Below are 22,541 nucleotides of genomic sequence, written 5' to 3' on the forward strand. Positions count from 1 at the left end.
AGAATTCGCATCGATCATGACTCAAGCTCACACCGCTACTACCGTTACTACCGTTTCCGTCGATTCCCTGCGCCAGAGCGCGCGCTCGCACGCACTGCCCGATGACGCCGCGTGGCGCGTCGATGACGTTGCCGCGCTGTTCGCGCTGCCGTTCAACGACTTGTTGTTCCGCGCCCAGCAAGTGCACCGCGAGCACTTCGACGCCAATACCGTGCAGCTGTCCACGCTGCTGTCGATCAAGACCGGCGGCTGCGAAGAGGATTGCGGCTACTGCCCGCAGAGCGCGCACCACGACGCCGGCGTGAAGGCCGAGAAGCTGATGGCGCTGGACGAAGTGCTGGACGCCGCGCGCGCGGCCAAGGCCAACGGCGCCACCCGCTTCTGCATGGGCGCCGCCTGGCGCAGCCCCAAGGACCGCCACCTGGAGCCGGTGATGGACATGGTGCGCGAAGTCAAGGCGATGGGCCTGGAGACCTGCGTCACGCTGGGCATGCTCAAGGCCGAGCAGGCGCAGCAGCTCAAGGAGGCGGGGCTGGACTACTACAACCACAACCTGGATACCTCGCCGGAGTTCTACGGCAAGATCATCACCACGCGCACCTACCAGGACCGGCTCGACACCATCGGCCATGTGCGCGACGCCGGCATCAATGTCTGCTGCGGCGGCATCGTGGGCATGGGCGAGGCGCGCGAAGCGCGCGCCGGCCTGATCGCGCAGCTGGCCAATATGGACCCGTATCCGGAGTCGGTGCCCATCAACAACCTGGTCCAGGTCGAGGGCACGCCGCTGGCGGGTACCGAGGCGCTGGACCCGTTCGAGTTCGTCCGCACCATTGCCGTGGCACGCATCACCATGCCGCGCGCCATGGTGCGCCTGTCCGCCGGCCGCGAGGCCATGGACGAAGCGTTGCAGGCGCTGTGCTTCATGGCCGGCGCCAATTCCATTTTTTACGGCGAAAAGCTGCTGACCACCGGCAACCCGCAGGCCGACCGCGATCGCGCCCTGCTGGCCCGCCTCGACATCCGCGCAGAGGGCTATGCGAAATGAACACGGCAACTCTATCTGTACGCGCCAATCCAGGGCCGGACACGGCCATCGAGCTGCGGGATCCCTGCCCTCCGATTTTGGACGCCGCTTTCCTGCGCAATCCCTATCCCGCCTACCACAGGCTGCGCGCTGCCGGCCCAATTCATTGGAGCGAGGAATTCTTCGGCGGCGCCTGGCTATTGACCAGACATGAGGATGTGGAGGCAGTGCTGCGCGACCCGCTCTACTCAGCGCGACGCACGGGTGGCTGGGTGATGCGCGGCAGCGAGGACGAGCGCCAAGCGCTCTGCCCCTTCCAGCGCTTGTTCAGCCGGGCCATGCTGTTCTTGGACGCGCCCGATCATATGCGCCTGAGGCAGGCGCTCAACGCCGGCTTCCGCCCCGCAGCCTTGCGCGCTTTCGCTGGCACCATCGAACAGATGGCCACCGGACTGATGGACCGGCTCGAAGGCACGGAGCAGTTCGATTTCATGGAGGGGATCGCCAAACCCCTGCCGGCGATGGTGATCGCCAGCCTCCTTGGCGCGGATGCTGGCGATCAGCCGGATTTTCTGGCTTGGTCCGAAGACCTGGCCGCCTTCATCGGCTCGCCGGCCCCTGACCAGGGTCTGAAACGGCGCGCGCAGGCCAGTCTACTCAAGATGAGCGCCGCCTTCGAGGCCTTGCTAGCACGCCGCCGGGCCCAGCATGCAACCCGCCCGCAGACTGAACAAACAGACCTGATCGGGCACCTGCTGCACGCCGAAGCAGAAGGCAGGATCGAGGCCGGGCCCGAGCTGCTGGCGCAATGCGCCATGCTGCTGTTCGCCGGGCATGAGACGACACGCAATCTGCTCGGTAATGGCTTGCATGCTTTGTTGAGCCACCCGGAACAGTGGCAGCGCTTGCGCCAGTCGCCCGAGTTGTTGCCAAACGCCCTGCGAGAGCTGCTTCGCTATGAAAGCCCGGTCCAGTACACGGGTCGGCGGGTCACGACAGACATGGTCCTGAATGGGCGCCGGATGCAGCGCGGGGACCTGGTAGTGCCGTTAATCGGCGCCGCCAATCGCGATCCGGCGCGCTATCGCAACCCGGACGAACTGGATATCACCCGGCGCGAAGGCTCCCACCTCTCGTTTGGACATGGCCCTCATGTTTGCATCGGCGCCGCGCTGACGCTGATGGAGGCTGAGATTGCTTTCCGGGCACTTCTGACCCGCTGGCCGGGGCTGGAGCTTGTGGAATCCGAGCCGCACTGGAACAGCAATCCAGTCTATCGCGGACTTGCCAGTCTGCAGGTGCGCCATCTGAGTTAAGCGGTGTGATTTTAGAAGTCCCAAAACGGCTAGTGCCCAGCTGTTTGCTGTAAGGAGTAATGATTTCCGGGCCGCTTGCATATCGCGTCAACCAACACGCCAAGATCGGCGACGAACCGCAGATCGTCATCGAGTTTATGGCGTTACGCGGTTGATTGCGGCTGATTTTCCTTGAGCCCTTGAAGGAGACGTTATGATGGTACTGTACACATGCGTTAAATCCCGTGGATTTCGTGTGAGTTGGACGGCAGCCGAACTCGGCCTTTCCCTCGACTATCGGATCCTCCCGTTCCCGCCCCGTGTTCATCAGAGGGATTATCTCGTCGCGAACCCGCTTGGCACGGTCCCGATGCTTGTGGATCGCGAGGTGACGCTGACCGAATCGAGCGCAATTGCCCACTATTTGGCCACCCGAGACGGTCCTAGTGATTTGGTTGTACAGCCAGGTGAGGCTGACTACGGACCGTATCTCGACTTTCTGCATCATGCCGATGCCACGCTAACCTTCCCACAGACTATCTACATGCGCTTCGCGATGTTTGAGCGCAACCTTGGCCTCAGTGCAGCGGGAGAGGCGTACGCGGCATGGTTCAAAGCACGACTCGTGAAAGTGGAAAACCGACTCGAGGGACGAGAGTTTCTTTGCTCTCATCGGTTTACGGTGGCCGACATTGCGATTACCTATGCATTATGGCTGTCGACAATGATTGGATTGACATCCTTGCTGGGGCCTCGGAGCTACGATTACCTCGAACGAATGAAGGCACGAGCTGGGTTCTCCAAGGCGCTTGCGGCCGAGACATCTGCTGCGCAAGCGCAAGGCATTAGGGACGCATTTTAAGTCGTAGTCTGATCGCGGCGTACGCACGCCTTGTCACTTGAGGCCGTCCCGCGATAACAATCGCATCGAGAGCTGCTTGATGGCACAGGGAATATGCTACGTCCTCCTCATGACAATGCTCAGGAGTTGGCGGACGCCGCACAATTCCGCACGGCTCCCCGGCGCAGCGATTCCCGCATACTGCCAACTGACGAATATGTTCGTCGGAACAGACGAATCAGAATGACTTGTCCGATGGTACGTTGCAAGTAGCTCCCTTGCAGCTGATCTCTGGCGCGGCATTTAAAGCATGACGTCCGTAAAACTTTGCGATCGGAAACGCCATGCTCGATGCAAGCTCATCGCTCAACGAATCGGCGGATGCACATCGGCGCTGGCACATGGGAGCCAGATGTCAGTCGCTCAAGAACGCAACGCTTACTCATTTCCAGGCCGTTTGAGGCTCGCCATGAATGACACGAAAAGGACCCATACGATGATTGGCCATAATCGCTATCCGCATATGTTTTCCCCCCTCGACCTCGGCTTCACGAAACTGAAGAATCGCGTGCTAATGGGTTCGATGCACACCGGCCTCGAGGAGACCGAGAATGGAATCGAGCGGTTGGCGACGTTCTATGCCGAACGCGCGCGCGGCGGCGTCGGAATGATCATCACCGGCGGCTTTTCACCGAACGACGAGGGCGGCATCGGCTCAAAGCTCTCAACCCCAGAAGAGGCGGCCGAACACCGCAAGATTACGCAGGTAGTTCATGAGACCGACCCAGAGGTAAAAATCTGCCTCCAGATCTTGCACATGGGACCTCTGGCGAAAGACGAAAGCTGTGTCGCACCGTCGCCCGTTAAGCCACGTATCGGGCGCTTCACGCCGCAAGAGCTGAGCGAGGAGGGAATTGAAAAGCAAATCTCAGACTATGCGAACTGCGCGGCCATGGCAAAACTTGCCGGCTATGATGGCGTCGAGATCATCGGGTCCGCAGGCTACCTCATCAGCACATTCCTGGTCCAAAGAACCAACCAACGCACCGACCGCTGGGGCGGATCATGGGAGAACCGGATGAGGTTTCCGGTTGAAGTGGTGCGCCGTGTGCGCGAAGCGGTCGGTAAGGAATTCATCCTCGCGTTCAGGGTACCGGCAATGGACATGCTTGAGGACGGCCTTGCATGGGAAGAAGTCGTTTCGCTAGCCCAGGCGCTGGAGGCCGAAGGCGTTAACGTCATCAGCAGCCACTTTTGCTGGCACGAATCGCCGGTACCAACAATCGCGACGATGGTACCGCGCGCCGCTTTCACGCAGGTAACCGGCCGACTGCGCAAGCTACTCAAGGTGCCGGTGATCACCAGTAATCGGATTAATATGCCGCAAGTGGTCGAAGAAGTCCTCGCTCGAGGTGATGCCGACATTGTCTCGATGGCGCGTCCGATGCTCGCTGACCCCGAACTCGTTCTTAAGGCTGAGCAGGGTCGAGAGGACGAAATTAATACCTGCATCGCCTGCAATCAAGCGTGCCTGGACCATGTGACCGGCGGCGGGAAACAAGTGTCCTGTCTGGTGAACCCTCGCGCATGCAACGAGACACTTCTCAACTACCGACCGGCCAAAGAACAGAAGAAAATTGCGGTCGTAGGCGCCGGCCCTGCGGGTCTGGCCTACTCGACGGTCGCAGCACAGCGGGGCCACAAGGTTACACTTTTCGACTCGGGTTCTGAGATTGGCGGCCAGTTCAATCTCGCGAAGCAGGTCCCCGGAAAGGAAGAGTTCCATGAAACGCTGCGTTACTTCGGCAAGATGATTGAATTGCGCGGTATCGACCTGCGCCTCAATACAACGGTAGATGCCGAGATGCTGAGGAGCATGGATTTCGACGAAGTCGTCGTCGCTAGCGGGATCACCCCTCGCACACCCGATATTGATGGCATAGACCATCCAAAAGCAGTGAGCTACATCGACGTGATTCTCCGTCGCAAGCCAATAGGCAAGAGCGTCGCGATTGTCGGTGCAGGGGGGATCGGCTTCGATGTGGCAGAACTCATCACACATGCAGGGAAGTCGGCGTCGTTGGACATCGATATCTTTGCAAGAGAGTGGGGAATCGATTTCAAGAACCATCCACGTGGCGGTGTCACTGGCGTGCCTCGGTCTGTCGAGACAGCCGACCGCATCGTCTACCTGATGCAACGCAAGACCGGCTCAGTCGGCAAGACCCTGGGGCGTACAACGGGCTGGGCGCATCGCGCAACGCTCAATGCACGAGGTGTACAAATGGTCAACGGGGTCGAGTACGTCCAAATTGACGACGCCGGTTTGCATACGCGAGTCCATGGTGTGCCGAAGCTTTTCGATGTGGAAACCATCATCATCTGTGCCGGCCAGAGTCCTCTGCGTACGCTCTATGATGAACTTCAAACGGCGGGTATCAAGACGAGCGTGGTCGGCGGTGCTTACGAGGCGGCCGAACTTGACGCCAAACGCGCTATCGATCAGGCAAGTCGCATGGCAGCCGAAGTTTGATTCATACTTTTCCCATTGCCGGCTGCAGCCGGCAATGGGACACCTGAGGAGGGAAGCACTTCGGGACACACCGAATCGAATTGAAGGTCCCGATCAAGCGCTGCCAGAGGCAGTTCACCTCATCTGCAGAAGAATTTCTGCGAGTTCATAGGGACGCGAAATGAACGGCGAATGGCCTGTGTCCATCGTTGCCACCTGATTACAGGGCAGCACCGCCTGCATCGCGCGCTGGGCATTAATCGAGATGGCCCTGTCCTGCAGGCACTCAATGTACGCCCGAGGAATCCGCCCGAATCGTTCCGATGTGACACGCATAGGAGTCTGTCCCATGGCGCTCGGTTCGAAGCACAGAAGACGATGCGCAACCCGAGTATCGGCCTCCGAGCAGTCGTGGTAGAGAACTTGGTTGGCCCGTTCAGGGTTAACGTAAGACACACCTGCATCGCGACGAACAAGTGTTGAAAGGGTGCTGTGCTCGTCCGTGCCAGCAATGGCACCCACAGTCTGGCCATCCGGCACGAGAAACGCAGCGAGGTAGATCAATCGACGGACACGATCTGGTACCCGCTCTGCCGCCAAGGAGATGGTGGCGCCGCCAAGGCTATGGCCAACCAGAACAACTGGGCCGTCAACGGAGCGAAGGACTTGTTCGACGACCTGGACATAATCGTCTGCGGTGAGACCTACAAGTTCGCTTGGCTCGCGCCAACGCCCCGGTAGGTCAACGGCCGTTACGCCGTGGCCCTGCGCACGCAGCAGGGGGATAACGCTTGACCAACACCAGGCACCATGCCATGCGCCGTGTACCAGTACGAAATGTGATTTAGGCTCAGACGTCGTGCTTTGTCTCGTAACCTCAGTCTTCATGCAATGTCTCCTATTGGCGGGCAAGCTGTTGCGGAACGAGGAATCATGCTGGGCGAACGAAGTGCGCGAGCAGGTAAACTTTGCCGATGGAATGGCGACCCTATGGGACGCCGACCATGGCATCGCCCTGGAAATCGGTCCGTACAGCACACTGACAAGGCTGGCGTGCGGGCAGCGCCGCGTGGCCCCATCCGGACGGTACTTACCTCGCCGGCCGACGACACCGACAACCACGCCGAATCCGAGCAAAGGATGCGTGCGCTGGCCCAACCCTCTCCATAACTCGCGCCTTCGCTGAACTCCTAGCTCAGCTTCTCAATCTCATTGTTCGAGTCCAATCGAGCCTACCAACGCACAAAGGGAAAGGACGGCACGCATCGCGCACCGTCCGTTCTTCTTTGGTCGCTCGAAATTTTCAGGCGCCGATACCGAACTCCGCCAGGACTGATTTGGTATGCTGGCCCAGCAATGGTGGCTCGCCCGCAGGCTGCGCGGTGCCGGCCATACCAGGCAGGTTGGCCCATGGGACCTTGCCAATCTCGGCCAGCGGCAACCGTCCGAATACCCCTGCCTGCGTGCATTGCGTGTTCCGCACCAAGTCACGTGCTGCGGTGACGCGCGCAAACAGCACGTCATGCTCGGTCAGAAGTGCTTCCCAGTGCGCCAGCGGCTGCGTGGCCAGGGCCTGGGCCACGCGGCGGTTCAACTCGGCAGCACGTGGCAGCCGTCCGGCGCTGGTATGCAGCTCCGCATCGGCCAGCCAGTCATCGCAACCCAGCAGCCGCGCCAAGCGCGTGAACATGGCGTCATTAAGCATGCTGACGTAGAGCATGCCATCGGCCGCAGCAAACACCCCCGTCGGTGCATTGGCGGCGGCCAGTTCGGCATCGGGGAACATGGCATCGTCCACCATCAGGTAGGACTGCAGCGCTGCGCTGGTTTCCAGCAACGACAGCCGCACATGCCGGCCCTTTCCGCTGCGCGCGACCTTGAACAGGGCGGCACACGCATGCTGGGCTCCGTACACACCAGCACTCAGATCAAGCAAGAAGAACGGGATACGGCGCGGCTGGCCGGCACCATCGCGGTTCAAGTGCATCAGGCCGGTGAAGGCCTGCATGGTGGTGTCCACGGCCGGCAGCGCCGCCATTGGCCCTTCGTGGCCGTAGCCGGAGATCGATACATAAACCAGCGCCGGGTTGCGAGCCGACAGCGCATCATAGCCTACGCCCATGCGCTCGGCCACGCCAGGCCGGAAGTTCTGGATCACTACATCGGCTCGCTCGGCCAGCTTGCGCACCGCGGCACGGCCGCTTTCGGTGCGCGCGTCCAGCAGTACACTTTCCTTTCCAGCATTGCATGCCACCGCGATTGCGGTCTGGCCCGCCCGGATGCGACCCATCTGGCGCGACCAGTCGCCGCCGGGCGGCTCTACCTTGATCACGCGCGCGCCCTGCTGGCGTAGGATCATGCCGCAGTAAGGACCGGCGATGCCCTGGCTCAGGTCCAGGACGGTGAGACCGTCCAACATCGGCTCGTCGGATGCGTCTTGTACATGGTGCATGTCGTCCTCCGCGTTTCAGATTTCCAGCATGACCTTGCCTATGGCTCGGCGCGACATCGTCGTGTCCACGGCCTCCAGCCAATCTTGCAGCGGAAAGTGCTGCAGCACCGGCGGAGCCAAATCGCCGCTGGAAACTGCCTGCATAATCTTCGCGATCACCTCCTGCACCTGCGGCGCAAAGCGCTTGCGCTCGTCAGTCAAGCCCCAGCCGATGTAGTAGCCGTAGTTGAAGCCGATCAACGAGAGGTTCTTGACGAGCAGCAAGTTGGCCGGCACCTGCGGGATGCGCCCGCCGGCATAGCCGATCGACAGCAGCCGCGCCCCCGGCGCCATGCAGCGCAGCGAAGCGTCGAACAGGTCGCCGCCAACCGGATCGAACACCACGTCCGCCCCGCCCGCTGGACACAGCTCCTTGACCGATGCCGCCAGCGTCGCCGCGTCGGACGGCAGCGCATGCGCGGCGCCGTTGCGTAGCGCCGCTTCACGCTTAGCCTCGGTGCTGGCCGTGGCGATTACACGCGCACCCATCAGCCGGCCCACCTGCACCGCCGCCGTACCCAGTGCGCCGCTGGCGCCGTGCACCAGCATGGTTTCGCCGGGCTGCAGCGCGGCGCGCCACGCTAGCGCCGCCCACACCGTGCCGTAGGTGATCGGCAGCGAGGCGGCTTGCGCCAGCTCGAGCCCGTCCGGCACCGGATAGACCGTGTCGGCAGTCGTCACCACTTCTTCGGCAAAGCCGCCCCAGTCCAGCGCCGCTGCCACGCGCTGGCCCACGTGCAGCCGCGTGACATCAGGGGCGACCTCGATGATCTCGCCCGCCGCTTCCGTACCCGGCGTGAACGGCAGCGGCGGCTTGCGCTGGTACTTGCCTGATACAAACAGGCTCAGTGCAAACCCCACGCCCGCGTGCCGCACGCGGATCCGCACCTGGCCAGGCGCCAGCGGCTGGCGCGGGATACGCTGCAGCTCCAGTTCGCTCCAATGGCACCAGCGCGAGCAGACCAGTCCCAGGTAATCTTCTTGCATTGTCATTCCCATCATTCCAGCGTGATGCCGACATCGCGGATGATGCGGCTCCATTTGTCGCGGTCGCTCTTCATCACCGCGGCGAAAGCGTCCGGCGAACTTCCAACCGGCTCCAGGTTGAGGTCGCGCATCTTCTTCGCGACCTCCGGCATGCGCACAATGCGCGCCACCTCCCGCGACAGCGCCTCCACGCGCGCCCTGGGCACGCCAGCGGGAACCAGCAGGCCCATCCAGGCATCCGGCTCGAACCCCTTGAACCCTGCTTCGCGGAAGGTCGGCACCTTCGGCAACAGGGACGAGCGCTGCGCACCCGCGATGGCAACGGGCACCAGCTTTCCGCCCTGCAGCAGTGGCATGGCAGTCCCCACGGCGATCAGGCCGATCTTGACGTGCCCGGCAGCCAGATCGGTAGCCAGTGGCGCGCCACCTTTGTACGCCACGTGGTCCATATCAAGCCTTGCCTCGCGCTTGAGCAGTTCACCGAGGATATGGCCCGTCGTGCCAGTGCCATAGGAGCCATAGGCATACTTGCCGGGGTTCGCCTTCACCAGCGCCACCAGCTCCGGTAGCGTGCGCGCGGGGAAATCCGGCGAGACCGCCAGGATGATGGAGGAAATCGCGACCTCGCTGACAGCCGTAAAGTCCGCAATCGGGTCGTAGCCAATACGCTGGTACAAGGAGGGATTCTGGACGTGTGCGGTGAACGTCAACAGCATCGTGTAGCCATCCTTGGGCGCGCGCGCCACATACTTGGTGCCGGTGGTCGTGCCCGCGCCCGGCTTGTTCTCGACAATGACCGGCTGGCTCCAAGTTTTGGTCAGTTCGTGACCGATCAGGCGCGCCACGGCGTCATTGACATTGCCCGCGACGGAGGGCACCACGATGGTCAGAGGTCGCGCGGGATAGGGCTCGGTATCTATGTCGGCGGCCATGGCCACATCGGCTGTCACGGCGCAGAGCAGTCCACCCAGCAGGAAGGCCCGCAGGCGCACCCCGTGCGCGGCGGTTCGGTTCAGCATTGGATTGTCTCCTGTAAGCGACACCCATTCTGGAATGCGGGCGTCTTGGCCGCAGTCTAGGGCAACGACGCGCCCTGCGGGATTCCTCGCTGGACCGGCACGAGTCCTACAGGGAATGCCGGATTTGGCGGGGCAGCGCCGCTATATATAATGCCCCGACACCATCTGCGCCCCGACTGCCGACGTAATGCGATTCGAGGACCTTGAAGCCTTTCTGGTAGTGAGCCAGCATGCCAACCTCCACCGTGCTGCGTCCGAACTTGGCGTGACGCAATCCGGGCTGTCGAAGATGCTGGCGCGACTCGAAGCGGAGGCGGGCATGCCGCTGTTCGAGCGCACCCCGCGCGGACTAGTGCTGACCAGCATAGGCCGCACGATGCATACCCATGCGCGCAAGATTTCGCTGGCAGCCAGCGATATGCACAAGGAACTCACCGAGCAGCGCCTGGCAAGAACGGGCACCGTCCGGCTGGGAGCGATCCCCTATCTCATCCCTTCGCTGCTGTCGCCCTTGCTTGCGCAATTTTTCGACAGCCGGCCTCTGGCCGTGTTCTCGATTGAGACTCATCTGAGCGACCGCCTGATGGCCGTGCTGCAGAACGGGGATGCCGATCTGATCCTGGCTGCACGGCCGGCCAGCGTACCGGAAGATATCAGCGGCCTGCCGTTGGGACCGCTGACCATGCAGATCGCTGCACGTAGCGGACACCCGCGCCGCGAACTCTTCCACACCCTGGCCGATCTGACTGAGGAGCGCTGGGCGGTCCCCGCGAGTTCGCTCTACCTGCGGCAATGGCTGGAAGAACGCTTCACCGCTGCGGGCCTTCCGCCGCCGCGTGTGGCCGTTGAAAGCACGGCGTCGCCAGTGGCATTCGGCGAATTGCTGCGCCATTCCGACCTGCTCGGCATCATGCCGCCGCGCATCCTGAAGCAGGCCGAAGGCCAGGAGCTGGCAGCCATCGAAGGCGCGGGCATGTCGTGGCAACACGAACTAGCAATCTTCTGGCGGGACGGCGGCTACCTGTCGCCCATCTGCCAGGATTTCCGCGATGCTGTGGTCAAGTGGTGCGAGCAGACCGATATCTGAGACAGGAGTTCACCACCGTGTAGCATATCTACCGGGATGGAAATCCAGCTTCGGTCTGGCACAGATGCCCCTATGCCGATCAAAGATCAGCTTTCAAGTATGGAGATTTCCCTGTAGCGCGCTGACGAACGAATTGACCAACGCGCTGTCGTCGTCCTTGCGGGTCACGGCGACAATCGTCGCCGTTCCTTTGATGCCTGTGATCGGGACAAACGCGATATCGGAGCGGTTACCATCGGAGACTGAGCGGCCGACGAGCGTGAAGCCCAAGCCTGCGGCGACCAGGCCGAGTGCAGTGTGGATTTCGATCGCTTCGTGACCGGCCACACAATCCACACCAGCATCACGTAGCAGCGCCATCATCCTCGCCGCAAAGCCGCTCAGCGGATCCTTGGGATACTGGATCAGCGGCATCCCGTTCAGTTCGGCCGCACGTATCGTCTTGCGCTTGCCCAGGCTACTGTTCGCCGGAACGGCTGCGACGAAGGGATCGTCGAACAGCGGCGTGTACCGCAAGTCCGGCGCCTGTTCAAAGGCCCCGACGTAGCGTGAGATGCCAATATCGATGCGCCCACGCCTGAGTTGCTCAGGCTGGTGCTCAGACAATAGTTCCACCACATCCACATGCACATTCGGCCGCGTAGCGCGAAAGCGGCGTACCGCTGACGGCAGGATGCTGAAGATCGCCGAGCGAGTGAAACCAATACCCAACCAGCCACCACTGCCAGCGGCAACCGCACGCGCTTCTTCCTCCAGCCTGCCGAGCATGGCCAGCACATCCTTGGCCCGCGGATATAGGAAACGGCCCACTGCCGTCAGGATCATGGGCCGATGCGTGCGATCGAACAGGTCCGCACCCACGCTTTCTTCCAGTTGCGCGATTTGCATGCTGATCGCCGTCGGGGCAACGAATAGGCGTTTGGCCGCTTCGACCGCGCTACCGGCGTCGACCACTTCACAAAAGTACCGTAGCTGCCTTTGATTCATTTTTAATGAAGTTAAGTCCAATAAACGATGTTTGCTATCGTCCATACTTTACTTGAAACTGCATGCGTCAACATACGGAGTGAGGCAATGACGCAGCAGAATCAAGAAGGCTGGCTCGCAGCAGCGAAGGCACTGACAACCGCGGAAGTCTCTGACGCACTGGACTTCTTCCGTCTGCCTGGCAGCGCTCATGGTATTGGGCGCATTGCGGGGGAAGGCAAGCTCTTCGGCCAGGCCTATACCGTGCGCTACGTCCCTGTCGATACGGCTACACCGGGCACCGTCGGCGATTACCTCGATGAAGTGCCTGCAGACGCCATCGTGGTAATCGACAACGGTGGGCGGATCGACTGTACGGTATGGGGCGGCATCCTCAGCACGCTGGCGGCCCACCGCGGCATCGGCGGCACCGTGATCAATGGCGTCTGCCGGGACACCGCTGAGGCCGACGAGGCCAACTACCGGCTCTACGCCCGCGGCCGCTTCATGCGCACGGGGAAAGACCGGGTGCAGGTTGAAGCACTCGGCGTGCCGGTCAGCCTTGGAGACGTGCGGGTATGTGCTGGCGACTTTGTCGTCGGAGATGCTGACGGCATCGTCGTCGTGCCACAGGGCAAGGCAGAGCAAGTCTTCCGCAAAGCTCTGGCGACGCGCGCCGCCGAAGAGAAGATCCTTGCCGCGGCGCTGGCCGGCGCCTCGCTGACCGAAGCGCGCAGCCTCCACGGCTACCACACGCTGCAACGCGCTGCAGGCTAAGGAAAGCTTTCGGTCAACGCCGGCAGAGCGACCGGCGCATCAGCCAGATTCAGGAGACAACGATGTCCGACATTCTCAATACCCGCGTCAACTGCGGAGACCGCCATGTGTTCCGGGTGCTGTGCGGCGCCATGCTTTGCCTCACGCTGGCCGGCGTAGGCGCCCAAGCCCAAGCAGGGGCCGCGTATCCGTGCCCGACGGTGCGGCTGGTGTCTCCCTATCCGCCGGGCGGCACGACCGACATCCTGGCGCGAATAGTCGCACCTGGATTGTCGAAGGGGCTTGGCACGACCGTGATTGTCGACAACCGCGGCGGCGCGAGCAGCAATATCGGCACGGAGTTCGTCGCGCGCTCGAAGCCGGATGGGTGCACAGCGCTGCTCGGCAATAACACCGGCATCGTCATCAACCGCAATCTCTACAAGCTCAAGATTGATCCGGTGCGCGACCTCGCGCCGGTGGGCATGGTCGCGTCCGTGCCGCTGGTACTGTACGTCAACCAGGCGATTCCGGCCAAGACCGCGCCTCAGCTCGTGGAGCTGATCAAGTCGTCGCCGGGTAAGTACAGCTACGCGTCTGGCGGCAGCGGCAGCCCGCAACATTTGGCCGGGGAGTTAATGAAGCTCGACAAGCATCTGGACATGCTGCATGTGCCGTACCGCGGCCAAGGGCCCGCGCTCAGTGATGTACTGGCGGGCCAAGTCCCGATCGCCTTCGACACCACGACTGCGCTTGCCCCGCAGCTCAAGTCCGGTCGCATTCGCGCACTGGCTACGACGGGTGCTCAGCGCGCCAAGACCCTCCCCGATCTGCCCACCATGCAGGAGATTGGCTTCCCGGGCTTCGTGATCGAGAACTGGTACGGCCTGTTTGTCCCTGCGGAAACCCCGAAGGCACTGGTTGACCAGCTCAACACCGAACTCAACCGTGTCCTGCACGACACCAGCGTGGCAACGAAGCTGGCCGAGCTCGGTTCGCGCGATGTCAGCGGCTCCGTGGCGCAGTTCCGCACATTTATCGCCAAAGAGCTGCCACTGTGGGAATCTGTCGTCAAGCGCTCGGGCGCCACGGTCGACTAGACGACGCCGCACCTCCGCAATCGTTTCGTCCTTGCACGTTTTACCCCACCATGACCCAAACAGTCACGCAACAGCAGTTCGAACACCTGAAGGCGTTCGGCACCGCAACTATCCATGAGGCGCAAGGCCAGAAAGGCGCGCTAGACGGCGCCCTGAAGCCACTGGACCCGACAGTAAGGATGGCCGGCCCCGCCCTCACCGTAGACCTGCGCCCCGGCGACAATCTGATGGTGCACTATGCGCTGACCAAGGCACGTCCTGGCGATGTGCTGGTTCTCGACGCCAAAGCCTTTACCGAAGCGGGCCCCTGGGGCGACGTGCTGACCCTTGCAGCCCAGCAGGTTGGTCTTGCGGGCCTGGTCATCAACGGCGCCGTTCGTGACGGCAGTGCCATCGTCGAGATGGGATTCCCCGTGTTCTGCCGCGGCCTTTCGATCAAGGGCACTAACAAGAACCAGCCCGGGAAGGTCAACGTGCCGGTTTGTATTGGCGGCGTATCGATTTCTCCCGGCGACATCGTTGTCGGAGACCGTGACGGGCTCGTGGTCGTAGCCGCCGAGGAAATCGAGACTGTAATCGCTAAAAGCGTGGAGCGGGAGGAGAAGGAAGTTTGGATGCGCGAGCAATTGTTGCAAGGCAAGACCATGGTGGATTTGTTGGGTCTCGCCGAAACCCTCGAGCGGTTTGGGCTTAACTGATAGGCCACTGCATCAAGAGCACCGCCGCGCAAGCCCCGTCTCTTCCGGTCGACCTAAGCGGCCCAAGGTCTGCTACTAGGGAGGTTAAACCGAGTCCTAGACTCGGTTTAACCTCCTTCCCAACCTCGACCGGCACCCGCGCCCTGCGCCCGAGCACTAAGAACAAGCGAATCCGCTTTCGTGGCGCCTGCAGCTTCCAGTTCGGAATATGGATCACGTACCTTCGCCGTCGCCCGAAGGTACGTATCCGCGCATTGGCTATTCGTCGGCCCTCTCCGAAATCTCAATCAGGTTCAGATCGGGGTCACGCAAGTAAATCGAGCGAATGCGGTAGTTTGCCCCAGTATGACCGACTGGCCCCTCGATGATGCAAGCGCCGCGCCCCGCAGTTGAGCGATCACATCATCAAGCGGAATCGCCGCGATAAAGCATAGATCCAACGCGCCCGGCACCGGCAGAGGTGCCTTTGGTTCAAACTCACTTGCCCTTCACGTGAAGGTTGATCTTCTGCTCGCCGAACTTGAACGCCTTGCGCCCTTCGCCGAATGTTTCGAGCCTCATTCCCAGCAACCGACGTAGAAATCGACGCACGCCTCTTCGTTCGTAGTAGTCAGGACAAGATGATCCAAGTGATGAATCACGGGTAGGCCTCCGTCTTGCATTGTTGCGAAAGAACAGAATGTATGCGCACTGGAAGACGGCGGGAATTTCTAGTTATCGCACGCGGCCTTCGCGTTCTGTGAATTATCCGGGAGCTGCCGCGCAGGACAGACGAAGAGCGGTGTAGAGCTACCACACGGAACGTGAGACCATCCATTAGATGCGCCCAGGCAATGCGTTAGTACTGCCGCAATCCCGAAGTCGATGCCGAGAGCTTTAAGGATATCAATGGCAAGCGCCTGGGCACCGCCCACCATGACTTGTCGTCAGAGACGTCCATTTTATACCTCTAGCCGCCTCAATCGCATGAAGGTGGAGGCCAGCATTCACAGGTTCATACCCGGCGGCCTGAGACGCGTGCCTGGCTACCGCCCACTGGGTGCCAGGCCCGACGACTCGTAACGCGCGTAGCCACGCTGCCACTGGACCGTTCCAGGCTCGACATCTCCGTCCTCTAGTGCCGCTCTTTGCGTATTCTGACGCGCCTGGGTCGGCGGCTTGACTCTTCATCAGCCACTGCATCAGCTCCTCCAGGTTGGCGATAATGCTCTTCCCAATCCCGGCGACATATGGCCGCCGCAGCTACAGCGGCAAGCCCGTCCCATGCCGGCGCGGCACGCTAGATGAGCGCAGCGTCCATGCCAAGCATGGGCTTCGTGGGCGGAATCGGACATCGGTCTGTTGCAGCTGGAATATCGGCCGTTGGAGGGCTTTCACGGCACTATCGCTCAAGATAGGCCAATGAGTCCGTGGCAACCCAGCAAGTCGTCTATCAGCCGATATCTAAGCATGGGCCACGCTCCGATACGTTGCTCAATATGGGATTCCCTGAGTCAGGTCTCGGAAAGACGACGCTTCCATCGCGGAACCCGCAAGGCTAAGGAACCGCCGCGCTCATTACGACGGTACCAAAATCGTCATTTTTGACGAGGAACGAAGCACTTCCATTGCCCGACACTATGGGCATCGCAGTCTCATGATCGTTCGGACCCGCAGAACTCATGAGAGGCCGTCGACACTCATCGCCCACGTTGCGTGGCACAAGAGCCTATCGTAGTTGGGCTTGGGAACATACGCGCTCGAAGTTGCCCTATGGGAGCGACGGGCACCTTAGTGGCTAAATTGCTGACCGTCGAGATAAATGCATGAAGATTGAAGCTGCTGTTTTGCAAGAAGATCGTACCTTCGCCATCGAGTGGGTCGAGCTAGCTGATCCGCGGCCCGATGAGGTTCTGGTTCGCATCGTCGCGGCGGGCATGTGCCACACAGATCTTGCGGCGATGAGCGGTCAACTTCCCTATCCAACTCCGGCGGTGTTGGGCCATGAAGGCGCAGGGATCGTGATGGAGACTGGTGCTCGCGTGACGCACCTCAAACGTGGCGACCACGTGCTACTCACATTCGCCTCTTGCAGGGCATGCGAAAGATGCGTGGCCAATGAGCCGAACGCCTGCACTGAATTCATACGCTATAACGTCGTAGGCTGCCGGCCCGATGGGTCATGCACACATTCGCGACATGGGCAGCCGCTGGCTGGCTCCTTCTTCTACCAGTCCTCTTTTGCAACGCATGCGTTGGCACACTTCAGCAATGTGGTTAAAGTGCCCGATGACCTACCATTGGACGTCATTGCGCCGTTGGGCTGCGGCATCCAGACCGGTGCTGGTGCTGTTTTGAACATCTTACGACCGTCGGCTAGCAGCTCAATTGCCATCTTCGGCACCGGAGCGGTTGGGCTAGCGGCGCTCATGGCCGCCAAGATCAGTGGCTGCGACCGCATCGTGGCGGTTGATCGGCACGCCAGCCGGCTGGAGCTAGCGCGCTCGCTCGGCGCTAGCGACACGATTCAGGCGTCTCAGGGCAACTTGCTCGAACAGCTTCGTGATATAGCCGGAGGCGATTATCAGTTCGTCATCGACACTACCGGCGTGCCAGCGGTGATGTCAGCGGCAATTCAGTCGCTAGGCCGTCATGGCACAGCGGTCCTGCTTGGCGGGTCTCCACACGGTGCAATGTTTGAGATTCCGGCTAGGGCCCTCTCTGGAGGACGAACCATTCGCTCGTCCATCGAGGGCGATGCGATTCCGGAGAAATTTCTGCCAAAGCTCATCGACTTCTATCGCAGGGGCGCTCTGCCTCTGGAGCGAATTATCACTAGGTACCGTCTAGAGGACATTCAACAGGCCGTTCACGACTCTGAGTCTGGTGTGACCATCAAGCCTGTCCTCTGCATGCCGAACCTCCCTTTTTGAAACTTGAAGGATATCCCGATGGATTATCACCGACAACATGCCGAACAGAGCCAGGCTATCCGTCGCGTTTTCGATCTGCAAAATCATCACCAGTGGAACGTTAGAGCGAGAACCGCCTCGCAGCGGGCAGCGAGCTTATTGCGGCTAAAAGAATGTATCCGTCGACGAGAGCCGGAGATTCGCTTCGCACTGTTCCAAGACTTGCGCAAGCCGATAGATGGGCCTTCCGAGTTCAGCTTTCTTCATGAGATCGATACTACCGTTGCGCAGTTGGCGCAATGGATGCAAGACATCGAACTCGACCCCCTGCCGGAGTTCGGCACAGCGAAATCCTTCATCACATATGAGCCCAAAGGGGTGGTCCTTCTGTTCGGCCCGTGGAATTTCCCGTTCGCGCTGGTCTTCCAGCCTTTGGTAGCCATCATTGCTGCGGGCAACTGCGCTATCGTAAAGCCAAACGAGATGGCACCAGCCACTAGCAGGATCACCGCACAGATCATCCGAGAGGTGTTTCCCGAGAACGAGGTGGCGGTATTCGAAGGTAATGTTGAGCTGGCGAACGCGCTGCTGGAACTCCCGTTCGATCATATCTTCTTTACCGGCAGTCCAAAGGTAGGTCGCGCGGTAATGGTGGCCGCAGCTAGTCACTTGGCCTCCGTTACGCTCGAGCTTGGTGGCAAGAATCCTGCTGTCGTAGACGGCACCGTCGATCTGCGCGAGGCAGCCAAGCGTATCGCCCTGGCGCGCAGCAAGAATGCCGGCCAAATCTGCCTTTGCCCTGACTATGTCTTTGTGCCGGAATCGTTGCAAAGCGACTTCATCACGCATTTGAAATCAGCGATCCAAAGCACCTTCTATGCCAATGGAACAATCGACAAGGAGGCATACGAGAAGATCATTGATGATCGCAATTTCGCTCGCCTCGAGGGCTATTTGCGCGACGCGGTAGCCCGCGGTGCGAGAATCGAACTCGGTGGCGAAGCTGATCCGAACGACAGGACATTCCATCCGACGATTCTGACGCATGTCGCACCAGAGTCGGCCATTCTGCAGGAGGAGACCTTCGGCCCGATCCTGCCCGTCCTGACTTACAAGCATCCCGAAGAGGTGATCGAGTTCATCCGCGCTCGCGGTAAGCCCCTAGCACTTTACGTCTTCAGTAATGACCGCTCTTTTATCGAACATATTGTGCAGAACACCTCGTCCGGGGGCGTTACCGTAAACGACTGCTTTTCTCACTGCCGAGATGTGCGGCTGCCGTTCGGAGGGGTAAATACAAGTGGAATCGGACGGTACCACGGCATTCATGGCTTTAAGGAACTCTCGCACGAGCGCGCTATATTCAAGACGCATTGCGGAAAAGCGCTCGAGTAAAAATCCCTGCAACAACGGTGCGCCTACGCATCGTTTCCCGTGGGCGAATACACTAGCACTACCGTAGCTTTACCGAAAGTCGAATCTGGCCGCTGCGGGCGGCCAGGAGCAACCATCACTCTGCTTTAGCACCGCTTAACTTGATCAGGCGTTCCACCACTGGCTCAGCAGACTCGAATTCCCGCCTGAATTGCGCGGAGGTACTGCCGACTGGCTCGAGTGAAAGCGCCCGGAGCCGCTCCCTCATGGCTATTGACTTCACCGCTGCACGCGCTTCGCTTTCAAGGCGACTCAGAATAGGAGCCGGCGTCCCGGCTCTCGCCATCAAGCCCATCCACCCGAGTGGCTTTAGCTCCTGGTCGGAAATGCCGGCTTCAATCATCGTGGGGACATTCGGAAGTTCTTCTGCCCGCTCACTGCCTAGTATAGCCAGGGCCCGCAAACGACCGCTCTGGAGGTGTGGTTCCAGTGTCTTGACCGTGCCAATGCCCCAAGCAATGTGCCCGCCGATCAAAGCTTGTACCATTGGCGCTTCTCCCTTGTAAGCAATATGGGTCATATCCAATCTCCTTGAGTGGTTCAGGTATGCTCCCGCTAGATGCCCAAAACTACCGGTTCCATACGAGCCGTAGCTGACCTTTCCGCGATTCCCAGCGGCCCAGGCGAGAAACTCCGGTACGGTCTTGGCCGGTACCTCGCGATTGACCGCCAGCACGGTCCGTGCGGTACTGATCTCTGAGATAAATGCAAGATCGCGCCGCACGTCGTAAGGCACATTTGCATAGAGCAAGGGCGTGCTAATAATGGGGGCGGAATGCGTAATCAGAAGCGTGTAGCCGTCCGGTGCAGCACGGGTCACCATCTGGACCGCCAACATACCACCTGCCCCCGGCTTGTTATCCACGATGATGGTTTGGCCCAAACGCTTTCCCATGGCCTCCGCCAGCGAACGAGCGAGTGCGTCAGCAGCTCCTCCTGCTGGCGTAGGCACGACCAGGGTAATGGGGCGAATTGGATAACTCTGCGCGGCGCAATGCGCGCTCCAGACGAGAACGGCGACAGCAAATAAGGTCTTCTTGCGCATGGGTATGAGTTTGACAAGGCGTGGGCACCAAACAACAAGCTGAGCAACGTCGCGCGTCATGCGCAACGCATTTCAGAGATCTAAGACGAGCAAAGGCGTCTTCGCTCGAGAACAGCATGGAGTGAATTGATCCCCGCTCGCACGCTCGTCGTCGGTGAGGAACACATCCCGATGGTCGGGGACGCCCTCCAGGACTCGAGTCACGCAAGTGCCACATGTCCCCTCCCCGCACGACGTGAGAATGTCGATTCCCGCTTCCTGTAGCACAGAAATAACGGATCGCTCTATGGGAATCCGAAAGATTTCTCCGCTACTGGCGATCTTTACGTCGAATGCACTGTCGTTCGAAGAGTCGATTTCCTTCGCGCCAAAATACTCGAAGTGCACTTGATTGGGAGTGAGCCCCGCTGCAGCAGCGCCGCGACATATCCAATCTATAAAACCTGTGGGGCCACAAACGTAGACGTGTGTGCTTGTATCTACTCGCGCGAATAGCCTGGCAAGGTCAAGTTTCTGTTCATCACCGCCGTCATCATGATGAAACCGGACATGGCGAGCAAACGCCGAATGTTCGATTCGCGGGCGAAAGGCAGTTTTCGTCGCGCTACGAGTGCAATAGTGGAAAGTGAAATCGCCTCCAGTGGCATGCAGTGCCTCAGCCATACTGAGCATTGGAGTAACGCCTATGCCACCGGCAATCAGGATACTGCGTGACGCCGCGTGCAGGGGAAAGTGGTTGCGGGGCTCGCTAATCTCGAGAGCCGCGCCCTCGATGCACTGATCATGTACAGCAGCCGAACCGCCTCGCGACGACGGATCACGTAGAACCCCAATGACATATCGATCGCGCTCGGTTGGCGAATTGCAGAGGGAATATTGCCTAACGAGGTCAGGACCCGCGTGGACATCAATGTGGGAGCCTGCGGAAAATGCGGACAGCATGCCGCCATCCGGGTCGCGCAACTCCAGGCTGATGATGTCCTCAGCCTCCTGTGTTCGCCGCGTTACTAGCACCCTCAACGTCTTGATTGCACTCATGTTGACACCCTTACAATTGACGGCCCGGACTCAGTTCATCTCATATCGAACGGGCAGTCGCTTCGGCCCTGTGACGAGATTCGACTCGACCAAATTCATCTCCCCTGCCGGTTCGACCCATTGGAGGCGCGGAATCATGGCCTCAAAAAGAATACGCATCTCCATCTTGGCCAGATGCTGGCCCAGACAGACGTGCGGGCCGAAGCCAAAGCCGAGATGACGATTTGGCTTGCGGTCAATATTGAAGACGAACGGGTCGTCGAAGACTTCCTCGTCGCGGTTGGCCGAGGCGTAGCACAGCATTAGCCAGTCACCCTTGCGAATCCTTCGTCCCCGCAGGTCGACGTCCGTGGTTGCGGTACGCATGAAGTGACGGACAGGCGAGATAAAGCGTACAGCCTCGTCGACGAACCCCGAGATTAGCGAGGGGTCCGCCTTCAGCCGTGACAGCAATTCTGGCGATTGACTCAACTGCCACATAGCGGTTGCCGTTGACGAGGAAGTCGTGTCGTGGCCGGCCGTAGCGATAAGGATGTAGTACCCCAATCGAAGGGTATCGCTCAGTGGTTCGCCATCAATGACAGCGTTGGCCAGCAGGCTCGCCACATCGTTGCGCGGATTGGCACGGCGGTCGGCGGTAATGCCATTGAAGTACTGCGCAAAGTCTGCCACCACCTCTCTTCTGGAATCCATCTTTTCCTTCGAGCCTTTCGCGGCACCTTTGTCACGACCGAGCTCAGGGTCGTCGCTTCCGACAAGCTGCTGCGTGAGCATCAGCATCCGTGGCTCGTCTTCTGGTGGCACGCCGAGGATGTCCATAATGACGTGCAGTGGATAGTGGACCGCCACATCATTTGCAAAATCAACGACTCCGCCGCTTTGAGCCGCCATCTTGTCAACAGTGGATTTGGCAAGCGCGCGCATCCGCTCATCCAGCTTTAGAATGCTATTTGGCATGAACCATGCCATGGTCAGCGCGCGGAGCTTCTTATGTTCCGGATCGTCCAGCCGAACTAGCGACTTGATAAGCTCGGCGTTCCCGGTCGTGGATTTAATATGGTCCAACGCTTCTTTGGGTAGGCACGTGACGGACCTGTCGGCGCTATGGAAAGTTTGATTGTCCCGCCCAATCAGCGCAACGTCAGCATGCTTGGTCACCACCCAGAACGGGTCATAGCCTTCGACTTCAGCGCACCCCAATGGATTATTGGCGCGTGCCCACGTGTATGCAGCATGCAGCCGATCCAGATCGGCATGTGCCTTTGGATCGACGACGGTCTCCGCAATATGCGCAGGCAAAGTAAATTCATCGAGTTTCATAGTGTCTCCGCTATAAATTTTGGTTTTGCGCCCA

General features: G+C 60.3%; 18 protein-coding genes and 1 pseudogene. 10 read left to right on the forward strand and 9 right to left on the reverse strand.

Annotated features, from left to right (window positions below; translation table 11 throughout):
• The first annotated feature begins 16 nt into the window (after window positions 1–16).
• The 4 genes from bioB (at window position 17) to CNE_RS34320 (ending at window position 5,696) form a co-directional block, all read left to right on the forward strand.
• The gene (bioB, locus tag CNE_RS34305) at window positions 17–1,048 is read left to right on the forward strand and encodes a biotin synthase BioB (RefSeq protein WP_013959348.1); all 1,032 of its coding nucleotides are present in this window, start codon (window positions 17–19) and stop codon (window positions 1,046–1,048) included.
• Window positions 1,045–2,343, forward strand: a complete 1,299-nt coding sequence (locus CNE_RS34310; RefSeq protein ID WP_013959349.1) for a cytochrome P450 — start codon at window positions 1,045–1,047, stop codon at window positions 2,341–2,343. Before bioB ends, CNE_RS34310 begins: the two co-directional genes overlap by 4 nt.
• Window positions 2,344–2,536: 193 nt before the next feature.
• Entirely contained in the window at window positions 2,537–3,184 is a 648-nt protein-coding gene (locus CNE_RS34315) for a glutathione S-transferase family protein (RefSeq protein ID WP_013959350.1), read from the forward strand.
• Between the two features lie 448 nt (window positions 3,185–3,632).
• Window positions 3,633–5,696, forward strand: coding sequence for an oxidoreductase (locus CNE_RS34320; RefSeq protein ID WP_269148746.1), 2,064 nt, complete (start codon window positions 3,633–3,635; stop codon window positions 5,694–5,696).
• Window positions 5,697–5,810: 114 nt separating this feature from the next.
• Here CNE_RS34320 and CNE_RS40120 read toward each other — a convergent pair whose 3' ends face one another.
• The 4 genes from CNE_RS40120 to CNE_RS34340 form a co-directional block, all read right to left on the reverse strand.
• A complete protein-coding gene (locus CNE_RS40120; protein WP_080569647.1) occupies window positions 5,811–6,563 on the reverse strand; it encodes an alpha/beta fold hydrolase in 753 nt (250 codons plus the stop codon).
• Between the two features lie 415 nt (window positions 6,564–6,978).
• Entirely contained in the window at window positions 6,979–8,127 is a 1,149-nt protein-coding gene (locus CNE_RS34330) for a CaiB/BaiF CoA transferase family protein (protein WP_013959354.1), read from the reverse strand.
• 15 nt (window positions 8,128–8,142) lie between these two features.
• A complete protein-coding gene (locus CNE_RS34335) occupies window positions 8,143–9,153 on the reverse strand; it encodes an NADPH:quinone oxidoreductase family protein (protein WP_013959355.1) in 1,011 nt (336 codons plus the stop codon).
• A gap of 11 nt (window positions 9,154–9,164) precedes the next feature.
• On the reverse strand, window positions 9,165–10,172 hold the full coding sequence (locus CNE_RS34340) for a Bug family tripartite tricarboxylate transporter substrate binding protein (RefSeq protein WP_013959356.1): 1,008 nt from the start codon (window positions 10,170–10,172) through the stop codon (window positions 9,165–9,167).
• A 187-nt stretch (window positions 10,173–10,359) separates the two neighbouring features.
• On the opposite strand from CNE_RS34340, the gene CNE_RS34345 reads away from it, so the two are divergent.
• The gene (locus tag CNE_RS34345) at window positions 10,360–11,259 is read left to right on the forward strand and encodes a LysR family transcriptional regulator (protein WP_013959357.1); all 900 of its coding nucleotides are present in this window, start codon (window positions 10,360–10,362) and stop codon (window positions 11,257–11,259) included.
• A gap of 93 nt (window positions 11,260–11,352) precedes the next feature.
• Here the strand turns inward: CNE_RS34345 and CNE_RS34350 are convergent, their stop codons facing one another.
• A complete protein-coding gene (locus tag CNE_RS34350; protein ID WP_013959358.1) occupies window positions 11,353–12,291 on the reverse strand; it encodes a LysR family transcriptional regulator in 939 nt (312 codons plus the stop codon).
• A gap of 42 nt (window positions 12,292–12,333) precedes the next feature.
• On the opposite strand from CNE_RS34350, the gene CNE_RS34355 reads away from it, so the two are divergent.
• From CNE_RS34355 to CNE_RS34365, 3 genes are all read left to right on the forward strand, one after another.
• Window positions 12,334–13,002: an RraA family protein gene (locus CNE_RS34355; RefSeq protein WP_013959359.1), complete on the forward strand. Its 669-nt coding sequence runs from the start codon at window positions 12,334–12,336 to the stop codon at window positions 13,000–13,002.
• 62 nt (window positions 13,003–13,064) lie between these two features.
• Window positions 13,065–14,081: a Bug family tripartite tricarboxylate transporter substrate binding protein gene (locus tag CNE_RS34360; protein WP_013959360.1), complete on the forward strand. Its 1,017-nt coding sequence runs from the start codon at window positions 13,065–13,067 to the stop codon at window positions 14,079–14,081.
• Window positions 14,082–14,131: 50 nt separating this feature from the next.
• The gene (locus tag CNE_RS34365) at window positions 14,132–14,779 is read left to right on the forward strand and encodes a 4-carboxy-4-hydroxy-2-oxoadipate aldolase/oxaloacetate decarboxylase (protein ID WP_013959361.1); all 648 of its coding nucleotides are present in this window, start codon (window positions 14,132–14,134) and stop codon (window positions 14,777–14,779) included.
• A gap of 258 nt (window positions 14,780–15,037) precedes the next feature.
• On the opposite strand, the pseudogene CNE_RS34370 reads toward CNE_RS34365, so the two are convergent.
• Window positions 15,038–15,420, reverse strand: a pseudogene (locus tag CNE_RS34370) (VOC family protein).
• 1,164 nt (window positions 15,421–16,584) lie between these two features.
• Between CNE_RS34370 and CNE_RS34375 the strand changes: the two are divergent.
• Window positions 16,585–17,691 (forward strand): NAD(P)-dependent alcohol dehydrogenase, encoded by a 1,107-nt coding sequence (locus tag CNE_RS34375; RefSeq protein WP_013959364.1) that lies wholly within the window; start codon window positions 16,585–16,587, stop codon window positions 17,689–17,691.
• A gap of 18 nt (window positions 17,692–17,709) precedes the next feature.
• The gene (locus CNE_RS34380; RefSeq protein ID WP_013959365.1) at window positions 17,710–19,065 is read left to right on the forward strand and encodes an aldehyde dehydrogenase family protein; all 1,356 of its coding nucleotides are present in this window, start codon (window positions 17,710–17,712) and stop codon (window positions 19,063–19,065) included.
• A 115-nt stretch (window positions 19,066–19,180) separates the two neighbouring features.
• On the opposite strand, the gene CNE_RS34385 is transcribed toward CNE_RS34380, so the two are convergent.
• Genes CNE_RS34385 through CNE_RS34390 form a run of 3 tightly spaced genes read right to left on the reverse strand, consistent with a single transcriptional unit; the run spans window position 19,181 to window position 22,507 of the window.
• The gene (locus tag CNE_RS34385) at window positions 19,181–20,209 is read right to left on the reverse strand and encodes a Bug family tripartite tricarboxylate transporter substrate binding protein (RefSeq protein ID WP_013959366.1); all 1,029 of its coding nucleotides are present in this window, start codon (window positions 20,207–20,209) and stop codon (window positions 19,181–19,183) included.
• Between the two features lie 12 nt (window positions 20,210–20,221).
• The gene (locus tag CNE_RS40125; protein ID WP_193351105.1) at window positions 20,222–21,187 is read right to left on the reverse strand and encodes a PDR/VanB family oxidoreductase; all 966 of its coding nucleotides are present in this window, start codon (window positions 21,185–21,187) and stop codon (window positions 20,222–20,224) included.
• 30 nt (window positions 21,188–21,217) lie between these two features.
• Window positions 21,218–22,507, reverse strand: a complete 1,290-nt coding sequence (locus CNE_RS34390) for a cytochrome P450 (RefSeq protein ID WP_041229294.1) — start codon at window positions 22,505–22,507, stop codon at window positions 21,218–21,220.
• Between the last annotated feature and the right edge of the window lie 34 nt (window positions 22,508–22,541).

It is taken from the genome of Cupriavidus necator N-1 (genome assembly GCF_000219215.1).
GTDB classification, from domain to species: domain Bacteria; phylum Pseudomonadota; class Gammaproteobacteria; order Burkholderiales; family Burkholderiaceae; genus Cupriavidus; species Cupriavidus necator.